15 protein-coding genes are annotated in these 23063 nt (G+C 44.0%); 6 read left to right on the forward strand and 9 right to left on the reverse strand.

The window, feature by feature from the left end:
- Positions 1-92: 92 nt before the first annotated feature.
- Positions 93-2309 (reverse strand): hypothetical protein, encoded by a 2217-nt coding sequence (locus tag QZY95_RS10645; protein WP_290923255.1) that lies wholly within the window; start codon positions 2307-2309, stop codon positions 93-95.
- A 1033-nt stretch (positions 2310-3342) separates the two neighbouring features.
- On the opposite strand from QZY95_RS10645, the gene QZY95_RS10650 reads away from it, so the two are divergent.
- From QZY95_RS10650 to QZY95_RS10675, 6 genes are all read left to right on the forward strand, one after another.
- Positions 3343-5076: an ABC transporter substrate-binding protein gene (locus QZY95_RS10650; RefSeq protein WP_290923257.1), complete on the forward strand. Its 1734-nt coding sequence runs from the start codon at positions 3343-3345 to the stop codon at positions 5074-5076.
- A gap of 59 nt (positions 5077-5135) precedes the next feature.
- Entirely contained in the window at positions 5136-6167 is a 1032-nt protein-coding gene (locus tag QZY95_RS10655) for an ABC transporter permease (protein WP_290923260.1), read from the forward strand.
- 10 nt (positions 6168-6177) lie between these two features.
- Positions 6178-7113 (forward strand): ABC transporter permease, encoded by a 936-nt coding sequence (locus tag QZY95_RS10660; RefSeq protein WP_290923262.1) that lies wholly within the window; start codon positions 6178-6180, stop codon positions 7111-7113.
- 1 nt (position 7114) lies between these two features.
- Positions 7115-8275 (forward strand): ABC transporter ATP-binding protein, encoded by a 1161-nt coding sequence (locus QZY95_RS10665; protein ID WP_290923264.1) that lies wholly within the window; start codon positions 7115-7117, stop codon positions 8273-8275.
- Complete coding sequence (locus QZY95_RS10670; RefSeq protein WP_290923265.1) at positions 8272-9309, forward strand: oligopeptide/dipeptide ABC transporter ATP-binding protein; 1038 nt, start codon at positions 8272-8274, stop codon at positions 9307-9309. The genes QZY95_RS10665 and QZY95_RS10670 overlap by 4 nt, the downstream gene beginning before the upstream one ends.
- 559 nt (positions 9310-9868) lie before the next feature.
- On the forward strand, positions 9869-11014 hold the full coding sequence (locus tag QZY95_RS10675; RefSeq protein ID WP_290923266.1) for an aromatic amino acid transport family protein: 1146 nt from the start codon (positions 9869-9871) through the stop codon (positions 11012-11014).
- A 163-nt stretch (positions 11015-11177) separates the two neighbouring features.
- On the opposite strand, the gene QZY95_RS10680 is transcribed toward QZY95_RS10675, so the two are convergent.
- From QZY95_RS10680 to rpoC, 8 genes are all read right to left on the reverse strand, one after another.
- Positions 11178-12008, reverse strand: coding sequence for an amphi-Trp domain-containing protein (locus QZY95_RS10680; protein WP_290923268.1), 831 nt, complete (start codon positions 12006-12008; stop codon positions 11178-11180).
- 24 nt (positions 12009-12032) lie between these two features.
- Positions 12033-13202, reverse strand: coding sequence for a GAK system CofD-like protein (locus tag QZY95_RS10685; protein ID WP_290923270.1), 1170 nt, complete (start codon positions 13200-13202; stop codon positions 12033-12035).
- A gap of 11 nt (positions 13203-13213) precedes the next feature.
- Positions 13214-14326, reverse strand: a complete 1113-nt coding sequence (locus tag QZY95_RS10690; protein ID WP_290923272.1) for an HprK-related kinase B — start codon at positions 14324-14326, stop codon at positions 13214-13216.
- Positions 14317-15192 (reverse strand): GAK system ATP-grasp enzyme, encoded by an 876-nt coding sequence (locus QZY95_RS10695; RefSeq protein WP_290923274.1) that lies wholly within the window; start codon positions 15190-15192, stop codon positions 14317-14319. The genes QZY95_RS10690 and QZY95_RS10695 overlap by 10 nt, the downstream gene beginning before the upstream one ends.
- 67 nt (positions 15193-15259) lie before the next feature.
- Positions 15260-16900, reverse strand: a complete 1641-nt coding sequence (locus tag QZY95_RS10700) for a PhoU domain-containing protein (protein ID WP_290923276.1) — start codon at positions 16898-16900, stop codon at positions 15260-15262.
- An 83-nt stretch (positions 16901-16983) separates the two neighbouring features.
- Positions 16984-18153, reverse strand: coding sequence for a hypothetical protein (locus QZY95_RS10705; protein ID WP_290923278.1), 1170 nt, complete (start codon positions 18151-18153; stop codon positions 16984-16986).
- A gap of 24 nt (positions 18154-18177) precedes the next feature.
- The gene (locus QZY95_RS10710) at positions 18178-18708 is read right to left on the reverse strand and encodes a GAK system XXXCH domain-containing protein (RefSeq protein WP_290923280.1); all 531 of its coding nucleotides are present in this window, start codon (positions 18706-18708) and stop codon (positions 18178-18180) included.
- Positions 18709-18851: 143 nt separating this feature from the next.
- Positions 18852-23009 (reverse strand): DNA-directed RNA polymerase subunit beta', encoded by a 4158-nt coding sequence (gene rpoC, locus QZY95_RS10715; protein ID WP_290923282.1) that lies wholly within the window; start codon positions 23007-23009, stop codon positions 18852-18854.
- Positions 23010-23063: the final 54 nt, after the last annotated feature.

Below are 23063 nucleotides of genomic sequence, written 5' to 3' on the forward strand. Positions count from 1 at the left end.
ATCAAAGTGTAAAAAGAAGTATTGTTTTTGGAATAAGCAGTTCTAGAAAAAACTAAGGGGCAGCACTGACGAGTGTTGCCCCTTAGTTTTTTCTATTGTGTTTTAAAGGTGAGGTGGCCGGAAGCATAACGCTTTGTGTTTGGGGCTACATTTAGAGTATAAACAAAGCGGACAATATCTGAAGATGTATACGGCTTAATTTGAAGTCTGCAATCTTTCCAGTCAGGCATGTAGTTCCTAAGTTCAAGGGTCAGCATTGTGTTGCCTCTGACGATGATGGCAAAGTCAATATTTTTTTCACGTACACATTCACCGTTGTCTTTCACGAAGCCATTTGATGAACTTTCTTCATTTTCAAAGCGAAGCATCACGGATAGTGGTGTTTCTCCTAAGGGATATTCAGGCTGCTCTTCTTTAGGGATTTCTGCAAGGTCATACCACGATAATATCCTGCAATTGAACGTAAAGTCAGGGAGAGTTACAATTGGATCCTCATGGTCTGCGGGGTATGTTTGCACTAGAGAAGGGGAGTCAACAAGTTGCATGTCAACGATTTGGTTAAGAGCTATTCTGGAAACAAAGCAGCCTTCAAGGGTGTCCTCTGCAATGACTTCCTTGGTTTCAAGATTAATTACCTGCATAGTAACTTTTTTCTTTTCAACTGAAACATCTTTTAATGTGACGATCTCAACCCAGGAGGGGAGAGTGAATATAAATGAATCGGCAGTAGTTTCAGGTGGAGTTGTAATGAGCTTTTCTTCAATTAGTGCATCGTCAATTTTGAATGCTAACCCCTCTGGGAGTTTAAACTTTACGCCAACGGATTTTATTAATTCTTCTGAAGAGATTGCATTGATATCTGTTGTTACAGTCGCAGCTAGTTGAGATTCCACAAGTGAGCATGACGAATTTTTAACAATAGTCGTGTGGTCGCCTCCGCTAAAGACAAATAGTTTTTTACTACTAGTTCCATCGATAGACTTGATAACTACAGCATCTTCTTCCTCAGCAATGAACGTAATTGTAGCGGTGATTGTTGGATCGGAGACTGAAGTAAACGTTATTTGATGCGAAGAGCCAACGATAGCCCCGCTATCTAAAAAAAATGTAAACTCGCTACCATTCTCGAATGGTTGAGACGGTGCTGAAAGTTGAGTGTCCTGATTGGGTGAAAGAGGACTTCCTTCATTAAGGACACCTAGGGCATTGATTGCAGTAACAACATATTCACCAGAATATACAGGGGTAGGTTCTTTTGTATTATTAGCGGTTGTCTCAGCTATGCTGTCTTCGTTTCCAAGAAGAGTGATTTTGAAATGAAAAGGAATAGGAGTACTGTTTCGAGGGAGGGGGATTGTAGGTGGTAGGTTTGAATAAGAGCCATCTTCTTTTACTTTGGTTTTCAGAAAACGAACCGGCACTGCTGTATAATTGAATTCTGAACTGACGATCTCATTCATCTCTTTGAGAAAATTGATTCTGGATATTTCTTGTTGCTCAGGATCTGTCTCGCTTTTTGCAAGAAGTGAAGAAGCTCTGCTCGTAATCTCACTTTGATGAGCGGTTATGTAATCTGGAATTGTGGAAGTAAGGTTTGGATTAATGCTTTTTACTGCACCTAAAAAAGTATCACTCTCCATTTTATGTACTATGTCGGTAACAGTTGGGATAAAAGTATCCATTGCAATGGCGTCTGTTTCTAAACCTAATCCTAATGTAACTAAAAATGCTTGCTGGAGTACTTCATGTTTTGAAAGCCCTTCTTGGGCAGGGTCTGCAAAAGGGTTGAAGTGAGGCAATCCATATGTGTTGTGAACAAGTAGAGTGATTTTGCGTTTAATTTGCTCTGCAGCTTTTTGAGTTTGTGGCCCTTGTTCAAACATAAGAGCGGCGAGAGTTGTAAGCGGCGTAATGTATGGCGAGTCTTTTTCAGACATCATTATACCACGTGGTTTAATGTTCACCTGCGTGCCGTCTGCAAAATGCCCTTTTCTTTGCTGGTTAGCATAGAGAATAACAGGGAATTTACTGATGATACTGAGGTTGGTGAAGTGAATAATGCCATTTTCAGTATAGCCTATATTTTCTAATTCGCCATTAAGCATAATGTCCACGGATGTATTGTGGACTGGAGCTGTTACAACTGCGCCTGAGATCGTTTCTGGTGTAGCTGGAGGCGTAATATTTTTTTCCGACCCATTTGATCCTGAAGACTGCTGAAAGGAGAATCCTTTATCATACAGATCACAACCAGGCAAAAGAACTGCAGTGCTAAACAATAGAAGTAAGATATAACGTTGTATTTTCATGTTTTCCCCCTAAGACGTGGGAATGTATTCACATAGTTCCTCTTTTTTTTATATGTTTTTTTATTTTGCAAGTGTTATGCAAATCAGATTTTCTATTTCAATACGTAAAGGCAAATTGTTTGGTTTGTGAAAAAACACGAGAGGATATTGGTATAGTATGCATCTATTGTTTTAAAAATATGAATTGTCAAAATAACAAGTTATGAATGTTTAAAAAAAAAATTTAATGATTGTTGCATCACTATTAACCGTGTAAAGAAAAAATATTATTGTAATATAACAATGAAAAGAAAATTTAAGCGACTGGTAGCGCTTTTATATAAAATGATAACATGTTTTTGTAAGTTTAATTTTTTTTTGAACATAGGGGTATGTGTTCAAAAAATAGTAGAAGTTTTTTTTTGTTACGAGTTTTCATGTTAAAAAAAGGAAAAGCTTTTTTGGGATTGATGGTATTTCTTCTTCAAAATGTGAACACATTTTTTTGTTTTTATCTATTTAATATAGAATGATATATGTTTATCGTCATGCAAAAGCCCAGAGGACTAAGGTTCTCTGGGCTTTTGCATCGCTCCTTCTAGAAGAGTGAAGTCAAAGAGTCACTAGCATAGAAGTACATTTTTTAAAGTGCATGGAAGGAGGAAGAGAGTGGAGACTGTGTTTAATTGTGCAACAAGTGGGAGCGTAGGACGGAGCTGATGCTTTCATCACAATGAAAAAATAAGAAAGTGTGATGTAATATAATAAAAAAGTTGAACTTCATTTTATAATAGCAGCGCAGTGGCTTGATGTTGGCATTTGATATGCTGATATGCGCAGAAAATGCTGATTTGGTGGCACTTCATCAGGGTTTTGTGGTTTGATAATATTGGTTTTTTACATTGTTGTATAGAAAGTTAATGTTGTTGGGTGCTTGCGATAAGGTAAACACTGTGTCATGAGTTAAACGATTTTATACTGTGTTGTTTACTGCCACTTGTTACTTGTTACCTGTTGAAGCGTCGTTGCACTCTTCGACATTAAGGAGGTTAGGGTGAAACGAATTATATTAGCATTTGCATGTGTGCTTTTGATGGCATCTGCTGCTGTTGCAGCATCCCCGAAAGACACATTTGTATTCGAAAGCTATGGTACTGTCCGTACTCTTGACCCTGCGTGTGCTTATGATGTTGTGTCGCATCAGCGTATCATGAACATTTATGAATCTCTTATCTTTTTTGATGGTTCAGCTACGGATAAATTTGCACCGGTTCTCGCTACAGAGGTTCCTTCTGTTGAGAATGGTGGCATTCGTGACGAAGGTAAGACCTACGAGTTTAAAATTCGTAAGGGTGTGAAGTTCCATAACGGTAACGATCTTACCGCGGAGGACGTTGCATACTCCCTTAAGCGCCACATGGTTGTCGACCAGGAAGGTGGTCCTATGTGGATGATGCTTGAGGCCGTTGCAGGTGTTTCTTCTACCCGTAAAGATGGTAAAATTATCGACGGAATTTTTGAAACAATTGATAAGTCCATTGACGTAAAAGGTGATTCCGTAATTATTCATCTTCCAAAGCCATTCCCTCCTTTGCTCGCTGTACTCGCATACTCCTACGGTGGCGTTATTTTAGATAAGGAATGGACTATGGCCAACGGTGGTTGGGATGGTACAGTCAAAAATGCAGCTAAATACAACGGTCCGGCTTTTGGTGCAGAACCATTACAGAAAATTGCGAACGGTACCGGCCCGTACAAGATGGTGAAATGGGCTCCTTCAAACGAATTTATTTTCCAGCGTAGCGATAACTACTGGGGCGAGAAGCCACAGCTTAACACCGCAATTATCCGTTACAACAAAGAATGGAGTTCCCGTAAGCTTGCATTGCAGAATGGTGACGCAGACCGTGTTACTGTTGATGCACAGTACCTTACTGAAGTGCAGGATATGGACAATATTAAATTGTTCTCAGTGCCGCAGCTTTCTGTAACTGGCGCTATGTTCTGTCAGAAAATTAACCCTGAAGCGAACCCGAACATTGGTTCAGGCAAGCTCGACGGTGAGGGTATTCCTTCCGACTTCTTTGCGGATATTAACGTGCGTAAAGCATTCCTGCATGCATTTGATCGCCAGATGTACATTGAAGATGTATGGAACAATAACGTTACTATTCCTACTACTCCAAACGCAAAAGGGCTTCCATACTCAAAAGAAGAGCCTGTGTATGAGTATGATTTGGAAAAAGCTGCTGAGTGCATGAAAAAAGCATGGGGCGGTAAAGTTTGGGAGAAAGGCTTCAAAATGGTTATTACCCACAATACAGGTAATGCCCAGCGCGAAGCAGCAGCGCTTATGATTGCTGAAAACATTATGTCCCTGAACCCTAAGTTCCAGATTGAAGTACGTAACGTTGACTGGAAAGATTACAACGTAGCTTACCGTAAATTCCAGTACCCGCTTTTCATTATCGGTTGGGGTGCAGACTACCCTGATCCTGACAACTTCCTCACTACCTTTATGGCATCAACCGGTGTGTACGGTAAGTACATGGGATACAAAAACGAAGAAGTGGATAAGCTTGCACGCTATGCACGTTTCGAGATTGATCCTGAAAAACGCCGTGATGCGTACTACCGCATGCAAGATCTTTGGTACGAAGATGCGCCTGGCGTAATTCTTTACCAGAAGGTTGATCACTTTGCGTACCGTTCAAACATCGACGGATTTATACCGCATCCGATGCTCGATCATGAATGGGAAAACCTGAAGCTGCTGAAGAAGAATTAATTAGATAACTCGAAACGCAATGCCCCGAAGGTTTTCCTTCGGGGCATTTATGGGATGTCATGACTGCTTATATTATTCGGCGGCTACTTTTTCTAGTGTTTGTTCTGTTCGGTGTATCAATCCTTATTTTTGGATTGCTCTCTACCTTCAGTCCGGAACGACGCGCAGCTGCTTATGTGACCACACCTAAGCAAGCAGAAAATATTCCGCTTATTATACAAAAATACGGGCTGGATAAGCCTTTTTATGTTCAGTACGGCAAATGGGTTGAGCAGGTTGCAGACGGCAATCTTGGCTGGTCCCTTGTTGCTGCCCGTCCGGTTGCTCAGGCTTTCTGGAATTACTTTCCGACCACTCTTGAGCTTAACCTTTTTGCGTCACCGCTTGTTATCATAGTAGGGATCTGGCTGGGGACGATGTCGGGAGTTCATCGCGACTCCTTTTTTGACCATTCGACGCGTATTGCCGCGATTGTCGGATGGTCGTTGCCTACCTTCCTTTTTGCGCTGATTCTTTTGATGGTCTTTTATGGATATCTGGACATGTTTTCTCCGGGGATTCTTTCAAGCGATCTGTCACTTTGGGTTGCCAATAATCCTGACAAGTTTGTGCGCTACACCGGCATGTATTCTATCGACGGATTATTAAACGGCAGACTTGATATTACTCTGAATGCACTCAGTCATCTGGTCTTACCTGTTGTAACGCAGGTTATTGTTGTCGTTGCGTTACTGATGCGTGTTATGCGTTCCGGCATGATCGAAGAAATGAATAAAGACTATGTCATCACAGCTAAGGCAAAGGGCGCAGATTTTAAAACAATCTATAAGAAACATGCAAAGAAAAATGCCCTTATTCCGGTAATTACCGTTGCTGGTCAGCTTGTTGCACTTTCTATGGAAGGCTCCATTGCCGTTGAGGTTGTCTTCAACCGCCAAGGCATGGGGTGGTGGCTTGCAGAATCGGCTACACAGCTTGATATGCCGGTTCTTATGAGCGTCTGTATGTTCGTGGGGCTTGTCTTTGTAACTTCAAACCTGATTATCGACATTATGTACGCATATGTTGATCCTAGAATCAGGCTCCACTAGGAAGGCGCTTATGGAAACAAGTACAGCTATGACTGCCGTACAGGCTCATGAGCATCCTCGCCTTCGTGAGCTTAAATTTACTCTTGCACGTATTTTTCGGAATCCTTCCGCTGTAATTGGTGTGGTTCTATTATCCTTTTTTATCGGCGTTGCTATTGCAGCTCCGTATATTGCACCGCCTAAATATGCACATGCGCCTTACAAGATGCCGCACAAAGGGTTTTCTCCAACCCCTAAGGCTCCTTCTGAGCGTTTTATTATGGGTACGACCTCTGGTCAGTATGACATTTTTTACGGTGTAGTATGGGGAACTCGTACTGCATTTAAAATCGGCTTGTTTGTTGTAGGTATTGCCGGTTTTGTGGGTATTACATTAGGGGTTCTTGCTGGATATTACGGCGGATGGTTTGATGAATTTTTAATGCGATTTGTGGACATAGTGTGGTCGATTCCGCTCCTTGTTCTGGCAATGACGATTGTTGTTGCTTTCGGAAGGGGGTTGGAAAACATTATGATTGCCTTGGCTCTTGTTGAGTGGCGGTGGTACGTGCGAGTTATTCGTTCAGAAGTACTGAAGCTGCGTAACCAAGAGTTTGTTCAAGCTGCAAAGTTGATGGGTGTTTCTGATTGTAAAATTATTCTTCGCCACATTCTCCCGAACTCCATTTATCCTGTATTGATTATGGGATCTATGGATATGGGGTCTATGGTAATCAGTGCATCGTTTATGAGCTTCGTCGGGCTCGGTGCTCCGAAAGGGTATGCAGACTGGGGGCAAATGGTAGCCCTTGCCCGAAACTATATTGTGGGGCCGTCTAACGATCCGCTTCAGTTCTGGTACACAATCTTCTTCCCGGGTATCTGTATTATTCTCTTTGTGCTGGCTTGGAACCTGCTGGGTGATGCTTTGCGTGATGCCTTTGATCCTAAGTTGAGGAGACGCTAGCATGGCTGTTCTACTTAAAGCACAAGATCTTACTACGAACTTCTATACATACGAGGGTGCGGTAAAGGCGCTGGATAAGTTTAGCTTGTCTATTGACCATGGATGCACTTTCGGGCTTGTAGGTGAGTCCGGTTGTGGTAAATCGGTAACTGTTCGTTCAATGCTTCGTGTTATTCAATCTCCGGGAGTTATTGAAGGCGGCAAAGTTTTGTTTTCTGAGAAAGCAGATGCCGAACCTGTTGATTTACTCGCTTTGACTGAAGAAGAGATGGAGAGTGTCCGCGGTGATTCAATTTCCATGATCTTTCAGGAGCCGAATGCAGCGTTGAATCCGGTTATTACAATTGGAGATCAAGTTGCAGAGAGTTTTCTCTTTCACCGCGTAGCGGAGATGAGCCAAAAGATCTGTGATGCAATTGACTCCGGTGAATCTTACGGACTTCTTACTCCGTATTATCGAGCAATGCTTGGGGTTGCGGCTAAGAATCCTAAAGCTCCACTTTTGAAGTTCTGTTCTCAGGTGCCATTTTTAAAATGGTGGGATAAGCCTGTGAAGAAAGAAGCATTGCAGCGTGCTATCAAGATAATCGGCAAACTGGGCATTGCTAACCCTGAAGAGATTGTCACCCGTTACCCGCATAACCTTTCTGGCGGGATGAAACAGCGAATTGTTATTGCAATCGCTCTTGCATGTCATCCAACGTTGCTTATTGCGGATGAGGCGACATCCAACCTTGACGTGACAGTTCAGGCACAGATTCTTCAGTTGTTAAATGATCTGAAGAAAGAAAGCATCTCCTCAATTCTTCTCATTACCCATGACCTTGGTGTTGTGGCGGAAACATGTGAAAAGGTAGGGGTTATGTATGCAGGAACGTTGTGTGAAACAGGTGATGTGAAGGATGTATTTTCTACTCCATTACACCCTTACACACAGGCTTTGCTTACTTCTGTTCCTAAATTTAATCAGGAAGGTGAGTTGCAGTCTATTGAAGGGAGCGTGCCGAACCTTGTGAATCCACCGTCCGGATGTAGATTCCATCCACGTTGTCCGAAAGCAATGGATAAGTGTTCCACTGATAAGCCGGAACTGAAGGAATTGATTCCGGGGCATTTGGTAGCATGTCACCATGCAGACAGGGTTATCGGGGGACTCTCATGAAAAAGAAGATAATTGAGCTTAAAGGGCTTGAGAAGCATTACCCTGTTTTTGGTGGTGTGTTGAAACGGCAGGTGAATTCTGTAAAAGCCTTGGATGGCATTGATCTTGATATCTACCGCGGGGAATGCCTCGGGGTGGTTGGCGAGTCTGGTTGCGGTAAAACGACGACAGGTAAAGCCATTATCAATTTGCATGCTCCCACAGGTGGCGAAGCCATTTATTATCCTGAAGACGGCGACCCAATGGATCTGGCAAAGATGTCTAATCGCCAGATGAAGAATGCGGGTATTCGCAGTCGGTTGCAGATGGTGTTTCAGGACCCGACAACGTCCTTGAACCCTCGTATGCTGATTAAGCATATTATTGCTGAGCCGATTAAAGAACAGGAAAAACTGAGTGCTCGTGAGCTTGAAAAAAAGATTGTTTCCATTTTGGAAATGGTTGGACTTTCTCGCATGCACCTTATGCGTTATCCGCATGAGTTTTCCGGTGGTCAACGCCAGCGCATTGCTGTTGCCCGTGCAATTGCAGCTTCTCCAGAATTTATCGTTCTTGATGAGCCGACAAGTGCGTTGGATGTTTCAGTACAGGCACAGATTCTAAATTTGCTTGATAAATTGCGTAAGGAACTGAATCTTACATACTTGTTTGTGACGCACCACTTGTTGGTTGTTAAATACATTTCTACGCGTATCGCTGTTATGTACTTGGGAAAATGTATTGAGACATGCCCGACGGATGAGTTGTTCAGCAATCCGTTACACCCTTATACTCACGCGTTGCTTTCTGGTATTCCGAACCCTGAAGTTGCAGCAGAGCCGAACCGCATTGTTTTGGAAGGAGATGTTCCTAGTCCTTTGAACCCGCCAAGCGGTTGCCGTTTCCATACGCGTTGTCCATTCTGCATTGATGTGTGTTCCCGTGAGGAACCGGTACTTCTGGATGTAGGGAATGACCACAAAGTTGCTTGTCATCGTCAAGATGTTGTGAAGGAACTTGTGAAAGAGAAATTCGGTATTGAGGGCTATTTTTAGCATATATTCCGAGTGTTATTTGAAAAAAGGACTAGTCAACAGCAACTGTTGATTGGTCCTTTTTTTTCTACGCATGACTTGAAAAAGGTATGTGATGCGAAGGTGTATGACAGAGCCTACTACAGAGGTAAGAGGGGGAGTATTTTTTTTCATGTCTAAAAATGCATAAAAAAAATTTTTAAAAAACAGACGGTTGAACAACGCTCTCTTTTTTTGGGTAAACACTGTAAAGTGTGTTTATGTCTTGTAACAACTTGTTTTTACGCGAGAAGAAACTGTTGTAGCAGGTGGAAAAGACTGTAAAATAACAAATATGTGAACTTCATCTATAGCGAAATGCACTTGATTTACACAAACGCCATGTGTAGGACTTATCTTCGCTAAAGGATTACTGCATTGTTGCAGTGAATTAGTATACAAAATTGTCAAAAAAATATGCACAGCATTTGTTTTGCGTTGTCATAGTTAATGCAATAGACACAGCATTGCAGTAAAGCACATTGCCTTTTGTTCATAGGCTGAGTGGGGTGTGATGCAGTACTATGAAAAAGGGAGAGGTATGCTTTCAAAAAATCTTGGTGCCATCAGCATTGTTGCAGGCACATCCATCGGGGCGGGAATGCTTGGACTTCCAATGGCAATCGGAAGTCTAGGGTTTGTTACAGGTTCTTTGGTCTTATTGTTCATGTGGTTTGTAGCAATCTACGTGGCCCTGCTTCTGCTCGAAATTAATATTGAATTTGGTAAGGGTGTTAACCTTAACCATATGACTCATAAAATTCTCGGACGTCCAGGACAGGTTTTGGGAACAGGCAGTGTTTTCTTTTTGTTTTACTGTCTGCTTGTTGCCTATCTGACAGGGATGGGGGGAATTATTGCCACGAATACAGGTATTGATGCTCGTCTTGGAACATTGATATTTACCGTGATCAGCGCCGCACTCTTGTTTTCGGGTACAAATTCTGTTGTGACTGCAAATAAGTATTTATTTATCGGAATGCTTGTTGCCATGGTTGTTTGTTTTGCGACTCTTGGCGGACAGCTTAATGTAGAGAATCTAGCGGTGGGACAGCCGAAGGCAAAAGTTCTGATCATGTCTTTGCCTGTGTTATTTACCTCTTTCGGGTATCATCCGTGTTTGCCGAGTATTGTAAATTACATTGGTGATGATAAGAAAACGCTTGTTCGTATTCTTATTGTCGGAAGTACTATTCCGTTTATCTGCTACTTTACTTGGTTGACCCTTGCTCTTGGCAGCGCAACTCCGGATCAACTTGCGACAATGGCAAACGTAGATGTGCTTATTAACCAGATGAGTGGTGGCTCTACTTGGGTTTCCACTATTTTGTCTCTGTTTGCTTCACTTGCACTCATTACTTCTTTTATCGGTGTTTCATTTGCTTTGTTTGATCTTGTAGCAGAAACCTTCCGTCGTACTGATGACAAAGCAAGTCGCGCAGGAACCACTGCAATGGTATTTGTACCACCGCTTGCCGCATCTCTTCTTGCCCCTAATGGCTTTATTGCCGCGTTGGGACATGCCGGTGCTGCATTCACCATCATCGCAATCTTTATCCCTTGCGTGATGGTATGGAAAATGCGCTCAGCCGGACAAAACCAAGCGTACAGAGCCTTTGGTGGTAAGCCGGCAATTGTTATCAGCTTTCTGTGCGGCATTGTTATTGTCACAGCAAGCTACCTGTAATTTTCAGTTACAGAAATAGGATATGAGAAAGCTCCCTTTGTTTAAAGGGAGCTTTTTTGTGTCTTATTAGGAGAGTGCAGTGCGGTAAACAAGGCAGAATGAAATATCCCGTGCGTATTGTTTTTTTGAATCAAAGAAGCAGTGCAATGACTTGATGGAGAGGCTATTTTTCTTTCTTTTTTGCCTTAGGAGTTTTGCTTTTCTCATCCGATTTAGCAGGCTTTTTTTTCTTATCTTCGCTTTTTTCTTTAGCGACACGTTCTTTTTTTGCACTGTCTTTTTTCTTGTGACTATCTTTCATCTCAGCCGATTCCAGATCTTCACCATAATTGTGTTCTGCACAACATCCAGCATGTGGAGTGTGTGTTTTGCCTTCGCAACACCCTCTATATCCATGAACGTGGTTGCCATGGTGATCGTTTGTGTCTGTTGGGTCTGCCTGTTCTGATGAAGCAGTCGCGCCGTAGTGATGCTCTGCACAGCATCCGTCATGAGGCTCATGATCTTTTCCCTGACAACAGCCGTGATGCATATCATGATGGCCTTCTGCATGTTCGTGAGTATGGCAGAGCTGGTGTTCATCTTTTCCGTGACAGTGGTAGTGAGAGTGGAAGCCTTCGGGATGTTCGGAGTGATGATCGCCGTGATGCCCGTCGTAGAGCTCATCATGGTGTCCGGGGCCATGCGAGTGGGCATGTTTTATAAAGTTACCGCTGCGGTGTGATTTATGCTTTCCGTGGGAATGGTGGGGAGAATGGGTATGGGAAGCACCCTGTGTTGTCCATTCTAGTGAAATGACAAGACGTTGTTTTTCGTACTTGGTTTTTGCCTCAATATTCATTTCAATTTCGGCATCGGGATGCAGGACTATTTTTTCATGCCCTTCTTCAATAACAACACTGCCGCTGCGTATTCCATCAAGAAAACATTCGATATGCGATACTGCGAGATCGCAAGGCATTTTTCCTGATATGTGAATTTTCTTTTTTTCCATGTGTCTCTCCTCATGCCGGCACTGCTAGCAAAGAGATAAGAGAACCTTGTTTAGCACTGCGGCATCTATGTATGGTGAGCTGTTTTTTGTAATTACGTTGCAGGATACCACATCAATGCCTTCTCGTGACAGCATATCATTGTTGAGGGAGCCATTATATCGCGTAGAATCAGAATCAACGACGATCAGGTTCAGCACATCTTTGGTGGAAATTGTATTTGGAGAGTCTTTTTTCAAATGATGTAGCAGTGTTTCTATCTGCTCGGATAGAGTATGTCCTGCAAGTTCTACATCAGTTCCTGTATTAGGAATAAAGATTTTCGGGCAGTTTGTTTGTGCAATGCTAGTTCCTACACCTTTAGGCAGCAGGTTGGCGATGACACTGGAGTAAAAGCTTCCCATTGGGTAGCAGATAAGCTCTGCACTGTGGATAAGTTCCTGTGTGCGTTGAGGAATGCTTACAGTGATCGGTGTCGGGTCATGTTGTGATGCTGCAAGCCATATGTTGTTAATTTTTGAGTGTAACGGTGCAGCTTCCTTCCCTGTAATGAGATGCTGCCCGACAATAGTTGTTCCATCAGTAAGAGAAACAGCCAGTTGAGCAGTAACATTGGCGATAGGCCGGACAAGCCCCCGCACTTCAGCCAGTTTGGAGAAAAGGTAAATGACCGGAGAAAGGTGTCTGCCGTGATCAAGGTATTCAGCTGCAAGAACAAGGTTACCAAGACTTGCACCGCGAAGATCAAAAGATTCAGATGCAGATCTTCTAAAAGACACCATACTTGCTTGAATGAAGCTGCGCATGGGATATGGAACAGCCAACATAAGGGGGTGTGTGCCGTCACAAAGGTGAGACAGTTCAGAACGCAGTTCTTGTTGGGATGCTTCCTTATCAAGCCTGTGAGCGAAAAAGGAATACATATCCGGATTTCCATGAATGGAACTGTCAGCAAGTGACATAAGGCGATTACGGATATCACCGACGGCAGGCATTGAAAATTCTTTACGTAATACCGCTGAACTGCCACCGGAATCAAACGGGGTAATCAGGTGGATAGAATTATGTGTGTATTGGATAATATCCCGTGAAACACCCTGTAATGCAGTTCCGCCACTGAAAAAGAGAATGCGTGGTCCGTTCTGCGGAGCAGAGCGGTAGCGTTCAATTTTTCGAGGGTCTGGAATGGAAACCATTCTGGTTATTTCTACATGCTGCATTGTTTATTATTAAGCTGTGTTTCAAGTTTCAGGGTTGATAGTAAGGCTTGTGTAGCGTCAGCAAAATTAACGCCGCCTTGCAAAATAAATATCGGGATATCGCGAAGCGCCTGTATATAATCTGGTAACGTCGGGTCTGTATAGTTTTTATTTTCTGGGAGAAAAAGCAGGTCGTTTTTCTTCATTAAATACTTAATAAAATAGGATGCATTTTGAGCTGAAAGTTGTTTAATTTGCACCGGTACATCAATTCGTTCCCAGTCCATAATGACAACACCACTGAGGGGAGCATGGGGGATAAACCTGTTTGCTCCATAGTAGGTTGGAATAAGCGCGTCATACTTTATTTCTGTCGTCCACAGTTGTTCTGAAGGCAAGCTTTCGAACTTATGGTGTTCCTGTTCTGAAAGTATACTGTCCAGACAAGGGTTGTTCAATGCTGTTCCCGGATTTATGCGTGGTTGCTGTGCTGTTCCGAAAAATAAACCTGTCCCGTCTTTATTGATGAGCACTCTGTCATTACTGACAAAGTTTGCTCCTGCTGTAACCATATGGAGCGCCAGAGTAGATTTTCCTGCACCGGAATCTCCACTGATAATCATACCATGTCCATCAAGTTCTACTGCCGAGGCATGTCCCAGCAGATAGCCTTCATCAACTTTGTTTTTAATAAAGCGGCTGTTAATGAAGTTCACAACTTGATTTTTCATTGTAAGGCAGGGACCAGCCATACAGTTTTGTTCGTTCCCTATGAAGTAGTGCATGTCAGTGATGCGGTGGTGAACTATTCTTCCTCCAGAAAGATCAATCCACTCATGCTTGCATGGTTTATGCGGAGCTGAGGGCGTTGCCAGTTTGTAGGAATAGGGAAAGCTTATGGAAGAAGCGTCGTGCACCGTTACAGTGCTGTGTACATCAGCCTGTGGGGTTTCGACAATGAATTCATGAAAGTAGGCGGTTAGAATTTGTTTAAGAGGAAGACTGTTTGTGAATACATCAATATAGAAACCATTGAAGGTTATTTGCAGACGGAACGTCGCTGGGTAGCGACTGCGCACGGCATCAATGACTGATGTGAAATCTGAAAAATCTATGTCCATGACAGTTCCTTAACTACAGAATCTACATAGAGTTTTGCTGCATTGATACCGCTGGACTTAAGGATACCTTTGAAGCCGCCAAATGCTGAAACCTCAAAGACAACTGGTCCGTCTGAAGTAATGGCGACATCAACGCAGGTAAAATCGAGATCAAACAGCTCCTGTGCCTTGCGTGCCAATTCAATGATCTCAAGAGAAGGTGTATAGCTTGCATAGTGCCCGCCTGAAGCTGTTGTTGTGTTCCAAGAGTTTCCTTTACAGCGGGCGTAGGTGGTTAAGTATTTTCCCTTAATGAAGACAACGCCAAGATCTTTATCTTCCTCTAAATCAACAACCTTTTGTATGTACATGAGAGGGAAATGTTCTGCGTATTCAACAATGGTTGAGTATGCTTCTGTGTTGTTCTCCACCACAATCATTCCCCGTCCTTTAGAAGAGTAGAGAGGCTTGAACACAGCTTTTCCGTATTCTTTTACGGTTGCCAGAGCTTCTTCGACATTTTCTGTCAACGTTGTTGGCGGCATTGGGATACCGGCAAGTTTGAGAGAGGCTGTGCACGATAGTCTGTTCAGTACAGATATGATGCTTGAAGGTTTTGAAAAAACGGGCAGCCCGTTTTCATTGAGGAACCGGAGCATCTCTAAACGATCAAGTAAGGCGGGAGAGTACCATGCTCCGACTTTTTTGATCATAAGACCGTTTAAGGTATTCAGGTTTACGCCATTGAACCAGCAGGTATTGTTATGCAGATCTAGGCGGATGTCCTTCATATCAATCAGTAATCTGTATCCAGTTTTTTCAGCAACCGTGTCGGCTAACAGCTCGGAAGACCATCCGCCGGGGGTGCCGATTACACCAATTTTCATGTGACCCATCCTGAGTTTAGTTGCTTCTTTGTTTTTTCCGGTGGCAGGTTACGTGCCGCACGCCAACTCAGTAGTATAAAATATCCTCTGGAAGCTTAAAGGCACTCCACTTCCCCGTGTGGCTTAGAAGTTTTTCCATAAGATAATGTGCCCGTAGGTACATTCGTTTTGCAAAGCTCTGGTTTAGTTCGAATCGGGTTGATGTGTAAAAGGAACGAGCTAGTGCAAACGTAAGTCTGGTTTCGAATGTGGAATCAGCGTGAGTTTTGGAGAATTCTTGAACAAACGAGTAGAAAGTCTCTGTGGTTCTATTGAGCTTGTCTCGAAGTTCAGGTTCAAAAATTGGCAGGCGAAAGAGTGAGATAAGAAATACGGAGGCATCCTGCACGTAGTCAAAGTCTCTTGAGCGGTAAAGATCAATATAGCGAACTGTTTGTTGCTGATTGTTGTATACGATGTTGTTCATATTAAAATCGCCATGAATCAGAACGGAAAAGGGAGCTGTCAGACCTTTTTCTAAGAGAGAGCACTGGGCAAGGAGTTCACGAGTTGAAAATGCTTTTATTCCGCCGATGGAAAGAGAATCCCGTGCGGATGCGGGGTGAACTTTCAGTACAGGAGACAGTCTGCTTGCAAGCTGTTGGATATAGTTTGTGGGAACTGGATGTACATTCTTGGTTGTTTCCCAGACACTTTGTACGGTTGTTGTTAGTGCAGTAAGAGCCCGGTCTGTTACATATTGATCTGCCTGAAGAATTATTTCATCTAATGTACAGCCGTGCAGCAACTCAATGAGTAGGGCGGCATTATCTGTTCCTTCATGGTAACCGTAGATGTGCGGCACTAGCGCAGGAAACAGGTTTTGCCAACGCTCAAGGTTTTCCTTTTCCTTCTTAATTTTATTAATCGACCCTTCTTTGTATATTGAGCCGTGTGGGGCATGTTCTGCTTGATCTGCTGTTTCTACAACTCCGACACAACAGCCGGAACGACTTCCAAGGATTGCTCGATAGTCGACTTCATTCATTGACCCTGTGAAGCCTGATTGTGTCAGGGTTTCTTGCAGTGCATCAAATTGTGATATTTTTAAGGTATTACCTATAGTTATACAGATGAGCGCTTCACCTATGCGTAGGAGAGAATCTCCGATGCGTTCCAGATAGCGGTAGATGAAAATAGCAGTAACATGTCCTGATGCTTGTTTGCCTGAATCTATTTCAGTTATGAGTTTAGAGAACACCTGTTCGTATTTTTCATCAAGTGTGTGCTCATACTGGCATATTTGGAGTGCTGTAGAGAGATCGCCTGTATCAATAGTGGGGCGGATAAGCTTCAATGCTTCTTGGATGTCAGTAAAAAACGGTGTGAATTCGTGAGGATTCAGTTTGCTGTAGCGGGTCAGGTAACGCATTTGTCCTGTTATGTTTACGCAAAATTCAGCGATAAGATGTAAGTGCGTAGCCATCTTCTGCAATGCGCGTAATTTATTAACCTCGGCTTGAGTTAATTTATGCGTTGAGTGGAGTTCGGAATAACATTTCGTTTCAACCACGGTTTGTATGTTGGCAGTACGATCACAACGAAGAGCGATTTCCTGCCGCAAACTTTTAGTTGGCCGCAGCAAAAATTGCAGGGTGGCATCTATTTGCCCCTGAACTTCGAGTAAGAGGAATGTAAAATGTTCGTGCAGTGCTTCAAACATCAGCATAGTGTTTCTACCAATTCCAAGATAACGTTGCCGTAAATATCCATTTGTCGGGGAAAAGTCAGGATTTTCGTAAAAAACGAGATCTATCCTGACAGACGGTTTCGATACTCTTCAATAACATTCTTTCGAGTAACGCCGCCGCGGATGAGTTTTTTTTGTATACAAAGGTCATCCCACGCTGGTTGCAGTCCTATTTCTCGTACGGTTTTTTCTGGGTCCTGCTCTTCTTTTCTGCGTGTTTTTTCACCTTGGTGGCAGTCATCGCCCATAAGAATGAGAAGTTCTCTACAAACGCCTTTGCGGGGCTTGTTGTGTTCGTTTACGACATCGATAAGAAACTCTGTGTAGCGGTGGGATTGTGGATTCCAGACTTCGTATCCATCAACATCATATCGGCCAAGAAGGATCGGCCAAAATTGTTCTGGATGAGGAATAACGATACAGCCGCCTATACCTCGCGTTTCTTCTATAATTTCAGATGCCCGATAGAAATATTCTAGAGGAAAGCTCGCTTTTACGAGATTTTTTACTTCCTGAACAAAGGTTTGGACGCGGTCGATGAATTGATGTCCGAACTGTGGACGCATGGCGTCAAAGTAGTTTCGGATAAGTTTATTACGTATGGAAAATTCGGGAACATTCTCCCAGTGTTCGTTCAGGAGGCGTTCGATTTTTCCGACAACTGTACAGGCAAATTTTACGGCAACCGGATCAACACCTGTTTTGCGGGAAGCTTTATGCAGGCGATCTTCTACAGGTTTGGTAAATGAATGAATGAAGTCGAAGAGTTGACTTGATCTGTACTTACGTGTGTGCGCAAGCATCGCACGAAGCATGGTGTCATTCCCTTCAAGTTTGCTTGTCTCAAAGTGAATAAGCAGTTGAACTTTTTCTTGAAAGCCGCTGGCATAACAATCTACTTCCGTCCCTGTATAAGCGCCATATGCAAGTAACTCATTATGCTGGGTGGGGATAATGAGTTCGTCCTTACGGTTGGGGAACATTTTCTCAATACGTTCTTTATTAAGCTCCATTGGAACAAATTCTGGGTGCCAATGGGTAGCCAAGACGTGTTGCTGCCTCGGATAAAGAGTATCCGGAGCAATAATTTGCTGAGCCTGCCAGTCTTCAAGCGTTGTAGAAATTATGGTTAAAAAGATTTTATGGTCTCTTTCTGTAACTTCTTCTGAGTAGTTACGCAGTGTATCAAGAAGTCTGGCATTATCTTTTTCCTGTTCGGCAGTGAACTTCATGTGTCCCCCCAACCGCAAGACACGTTATTTATACTTATGATGACATTCTGTTTTCATGTGGTTCATTGCATCTACGGTTTCATGGAATTTCTGTAAGTTTTTATTCTGCCATGCTTCTTCGAGTATATCTGTGAGTTTGTCGTATTCAGCATACAGCGGGTCACCTTTACCCGGATATTTTGTCATTAATCTGGAGTCCGTAATGAAGTCCTGCACAGCCTCTTCAGGCGGTGTAATATTTTGGTGTAGAGATTTAAATATGACTTTAAAACTTGAAGCCATGCGTTTTTTTAAGCGCTTGTAGCGTGGAAGACCATCAGGACGTCTGCCACCGCATTCACAGTCTTCACAAATTTCACATTCATCTATGTAGGCGCTCAGTTTCAATTTGACAGTAAGTTGGCCATATTCATCTTTGATTCCAAGACGTATTTTTTTTGCGTTTGTGCAATCTGGAAACCCTTCAGCCGGCGTAGATTCGCATGCGTCTGCAAGCTTGCGGAAGAAAGCGGGCAGATCTTCCCGTGTGATTGTCTGTGTGTATTTTTCAGCCATGTGGTCTCCTGTGAGTCGTAGTAAAATGAGAGTGTATGATGAGAAGAGCATGACTTTAATTGATAGTCAAATGGCAGCCGGTATTATCAACAAAAAAAGCCCCCGCATCTGTTGATGCGGGGGCTTTGAGTGCGAATAGCGTATTAAACGCCTGCAGAGTAAACCGGCTCGTCGAGTTCGTCGAGGAACTTGTCGGCACGTTCTTCCTGCTGAGGTACTTCGATGTTTGCGGAAACGAAGTCGCGGTAACCGGAACCAGCCGGAATGAGGCGACCCACAATAACGTTCTCTTTGAGACCGCGCAGTCTGTCGCGTTTGCCGCGCAGAGAAGCTTCGGTAAGAACTTTTGTGGTTTCCTGGAAGGAAGCCGCAGAGATGAAGGAAGATGTTGTGAGGGAAGCCTGTGTAATACCGAGAACCAATGGCTCAGCATTCGCAGGTTTGCGACCTTCAGCAACAGCTTTTCTGTTTTCATCACGGAATTCCTGCTTGTCGACCTGTTCACCAACGAGGAAGCTGGTTTCACCTGGATCAAGCACGGATACCTTCTTAAGCATCTGGCGAACGATAATCTCAATGTGCTTATCGTCAATACCTACGCCCTGGAAGCGGTAAACTTCCTGAATCTCTTCACACAAGTAGTTAGCGAGGAATTTCTCGCCTTTAATGCGGAGGATATCGTGAAGTTCTGGCTGACCTTCAGTAAGCTGTTCGCCTGCTTCAACGAAGTCACCTTCGGTAACAGTGATGTGCTTACCTTTTGGTACGAGGTATTCTTTAGGTTCGCCAACCTCAGGTGTAACCATAAGCTTACGCTTACCTTTTGTTTCACCTGCGTAGGATACGATACCGTCGATTTCTGTAACAACAGCGAGGTCTTTAGGTTTGCGAACCTCGAAGAGTTCCGCAACTCGTGGAAGACCACCAACGATATCTTTAGTTTTGGATGTTTCACGCGGCTTACGAGCGATAACATCACCCGCTTCAAGCTGCTGGCCATCCTGAATCATGATAATCGCGCCAACTGGGAGCTGGTAAACCGCAGGGATGGAAGAATCACCACGGAACTTAGGCTCGCCGTCTTCATCACAAATAGAGATGGAAGGCTTCAAGTTGGTTGTACGGTACTCAATAATGGTACGTGTTGCCATCTGAGTAGCGAGGTCAGTAGTTTCCTGGAAGGTTTTGCCATCGATAATATCGGTGAACTTAACAGTACCAGGAACTTCAGATACGAATGGTTCGTTAAACGGATCCCATTCTGCGATTACCTGACCTTTTTCAACTTCCTGACCTTCGGTTACGTTCAAACGGGAACCGTTAGGCAGGATGTATTTTTCACGCTCACGACCCTGTTCGTCAACAATGGAAACCTGACCGGATTTACCAAGAACAAGGTGGTAACCTTCTTTGTTGGTAACAGCTTTAACACGGGAGGTCACAATGCGACCAGCGTGCTGAGCTTCGATGCTGGATTTCTCAATCTGAGTAGATGCAGTACCACCAATGTGGAATGTACGCATTGTCAGCTGAGTACCTGGTTCACCAATTGACTGAGCAGCAATAATACCAACAGTTTCACCGCAGTTTACGAGACGACCGCGAGCGAGGTCACGACCGTAACACAGTGCACAAATACCGTGTTCGGAAGAACAGGTGAGTGCAGAGCGGATGGTGATGGAGTTAATGCCACGATCGTCGAGCAGCTGTGCGCGTACTTCGTCGATCAGGCCATTTGCAGGAATGATTTCTTCTTTAGTAACCGGATCAATAACCGGGTACAGAACAACACGACCGATTGCACGCTCGGAGAGGCGCATTTTGATCTCACCACCGATAATGAGGTGACCGAGTTCAAGGCCGTCAACAGTACCACAATCGTGTTCGCCGATGATAACGTCCTGTACAACGTCAACAAGACGACGGGTAAGGTAACCGGAGTTCGCGGTTTTAAGCGCGGTATCCGCAAGACCTTTACGAGCACCGTGAGTAGAGGTGAAGTACTGAAGCACGGAAAGACCTTCACGGAAGGAAGATGTAATTGGTGTTTCAATAATTTCACCGGACGGTTTCGCCATCAGACCACGCATACCTGCGAGCTGACGCATCTGGTCCTGGTTACCACGAGCACCGGAGTTGGACATCATGAAGATGGAGTTGAAGGAGAGGTTAGCCTCTTCTTTACCAGTCTTCTCGTCTTTGATGATATCACGGGAGATGTGTTTCATCATTTCGTTGGACACGTCCTGAGTGGTCTTAGTCCAAACATCAACGATTTTGTTGTATTTCTCGGTACGGGTAATGATACCTTCGCGGTACTGGCGTTCAATTTCGTCAACTTCTGCCTGAGATTTTTCCAGAATGCCTTTTTTGCTGTCCGGAATCTCAAGGTCTTTAACCGCAATGGTAACACCAGCGCGGGTACCGTACTCGTAACCTAAGTTTTTGAGACGGTCACAAAGAAGAACAGAAGCTTTGATGCCGCATTCGCGGTATGCGGAGCTTACGAGTTTACCAATGTTTTTCTTGGTCATAACTTCGTTAGCACGATCGAAGCTCATGCCTTTTGGCAGAATCTGAGAAACGATAACTCGACCCGGGGTGGTTTCTACGATGCGGCCGCTATCGAGGCGAACCTTGATGCGTGCATGCAGGGATACCTGACCATGGTCGTATGCTGTAATAACTTCCCAGCGTCCGCAGAATTCCATGCCTTCGCCTTTCTCGAAAGAACGCTCAACAGTCATGTAGTACAGACCGAGAACGATATCCTGAGAAGGAACGATAACAGGAGAACCGTTAGCTGGTGAAAGAATGTTGTTTGTAGACATCATAAGTACGCGTGCTTCAATCTGCGCTTCCACAGAAAGAGGTACGTGTACAGCCATCTGGTCACCATCGAAGTCAGCGTTGTACGCGGAACATACGAGAGGGTGCAGGCGAATAGCCTTACCTTCAACGAGGGTAGGTTCGAATGCCTGAATACCGAGACGGTGAAGTGTCGGCGCACGGTTAAGGAGAATTGGGTATTCGCGAACAACCTCTTCGAGGATATCCCAAACTACCAGCTCTTCTCGTTCAACCATTTTCTTCGCACTCTTAATAGTAGAGGCGAGGTTTCTTTCTTCGAGCTTGGAGTAGATGAACGGCTTAAACAGCTCAAGAGCCATCTTCTTAGGAAGACCGCACTGGTGCAGTTTAAGGTTTGGACCTACTACAATTACGGAACGACCGGAGTAGTCAACACGTTTACCGAGAAGGTTCTGACGGAAACGACCCTGTTTACCTTTGATCATGTCTGACAAAGATTTCAGTGGGCGACCGTTAGTACCGGTAATTGCGCGACCGCGGCGACCGTTGTCGAAGAGTGCGTCAACGGATTCCTGAAGCATACGTTTTTCGTTACGGATGATGATCTCAGGAGCACCAAGTTCCATCAAACGCTTCAGGCGGTTGTTACGGTTAATTACACGACGGTAAAGGTCGTTGAGGTCGGATGTTGCGAAACGTCCGCCATCCAGAGGTACGAGTGGACGAAGTTCTGGTGGAATTACCGGAACAACTTCCATAATCATCCATTCTGGACGGTTGTTGGACTCAAGGAAAGCCTCAACAATCTTCAGTCGTTTTGTAAGCTTTTTCTTTTTAGTCTGAGAACGGGTAGTCTGAGATTCTTCACGCAGCTCATGACGAAGTGTCTCAAGATTGAGCTCTTCGATGAGGCCGCGGATAGCTTCTGCACCCATGCCAACTACGATTGCGTCTTCGCCGTAGTGGTCGATTACCTGGAAGTAATGGTCTTCGGAGATAACCTGATTCTTGGCAAGGGATGTCTGACCCGGATCAAGAACAACAAAAGAGTCGAAGTACAATACTTTCTCAAGATCAGACATGGTCATGTCGAGCAGTGTACCGATCTTGGAAGGCAGAGTTTTAAGGAACCAGATATGTGCAACAGGAGCTGCAAGCTCAATGTGACCCATACGTTCACGACGAACTTTGGAAGCAATTACTTCTACGCCACACTTTTCGCAGACGATGCCGCGGTGCTTCATGCGCTTGTATTTTCCGCAGTTACACTCGTAATCTTTTACTGGGCCGAAGATCTTTGCACAGAAAAGGCCGTCGCGTTCTGGTTTGAACGTACGGTAGTTGATGGTTTCTGGCTTTTTAACTTCACCGAAAGACCACTCACGAATTGCTTCCGGAGCTGCAATTGAGATCTGAATAGCCTTCAGGTTGTGAATATCTGCAGCCTGAGCTGTATTGCTTCGTGCAGAGAAAAGATCATCTAAAGTCATAGTTGTTACCCCACCCATAAAGGTTGTCATGCGGGTTTTGGGAACTGTAACAGT

Origin of the sequence: Halodesulfovibrio sp., from assembly GCF_015482765.1 — a bacterium.
Classification (GTDB): domain Bacteria; phylum Desulfobacterota; class Desulfovibrionia; order Desulfovibrionales; family Desulfovibrionaceae; genus Halodesulfovibrio.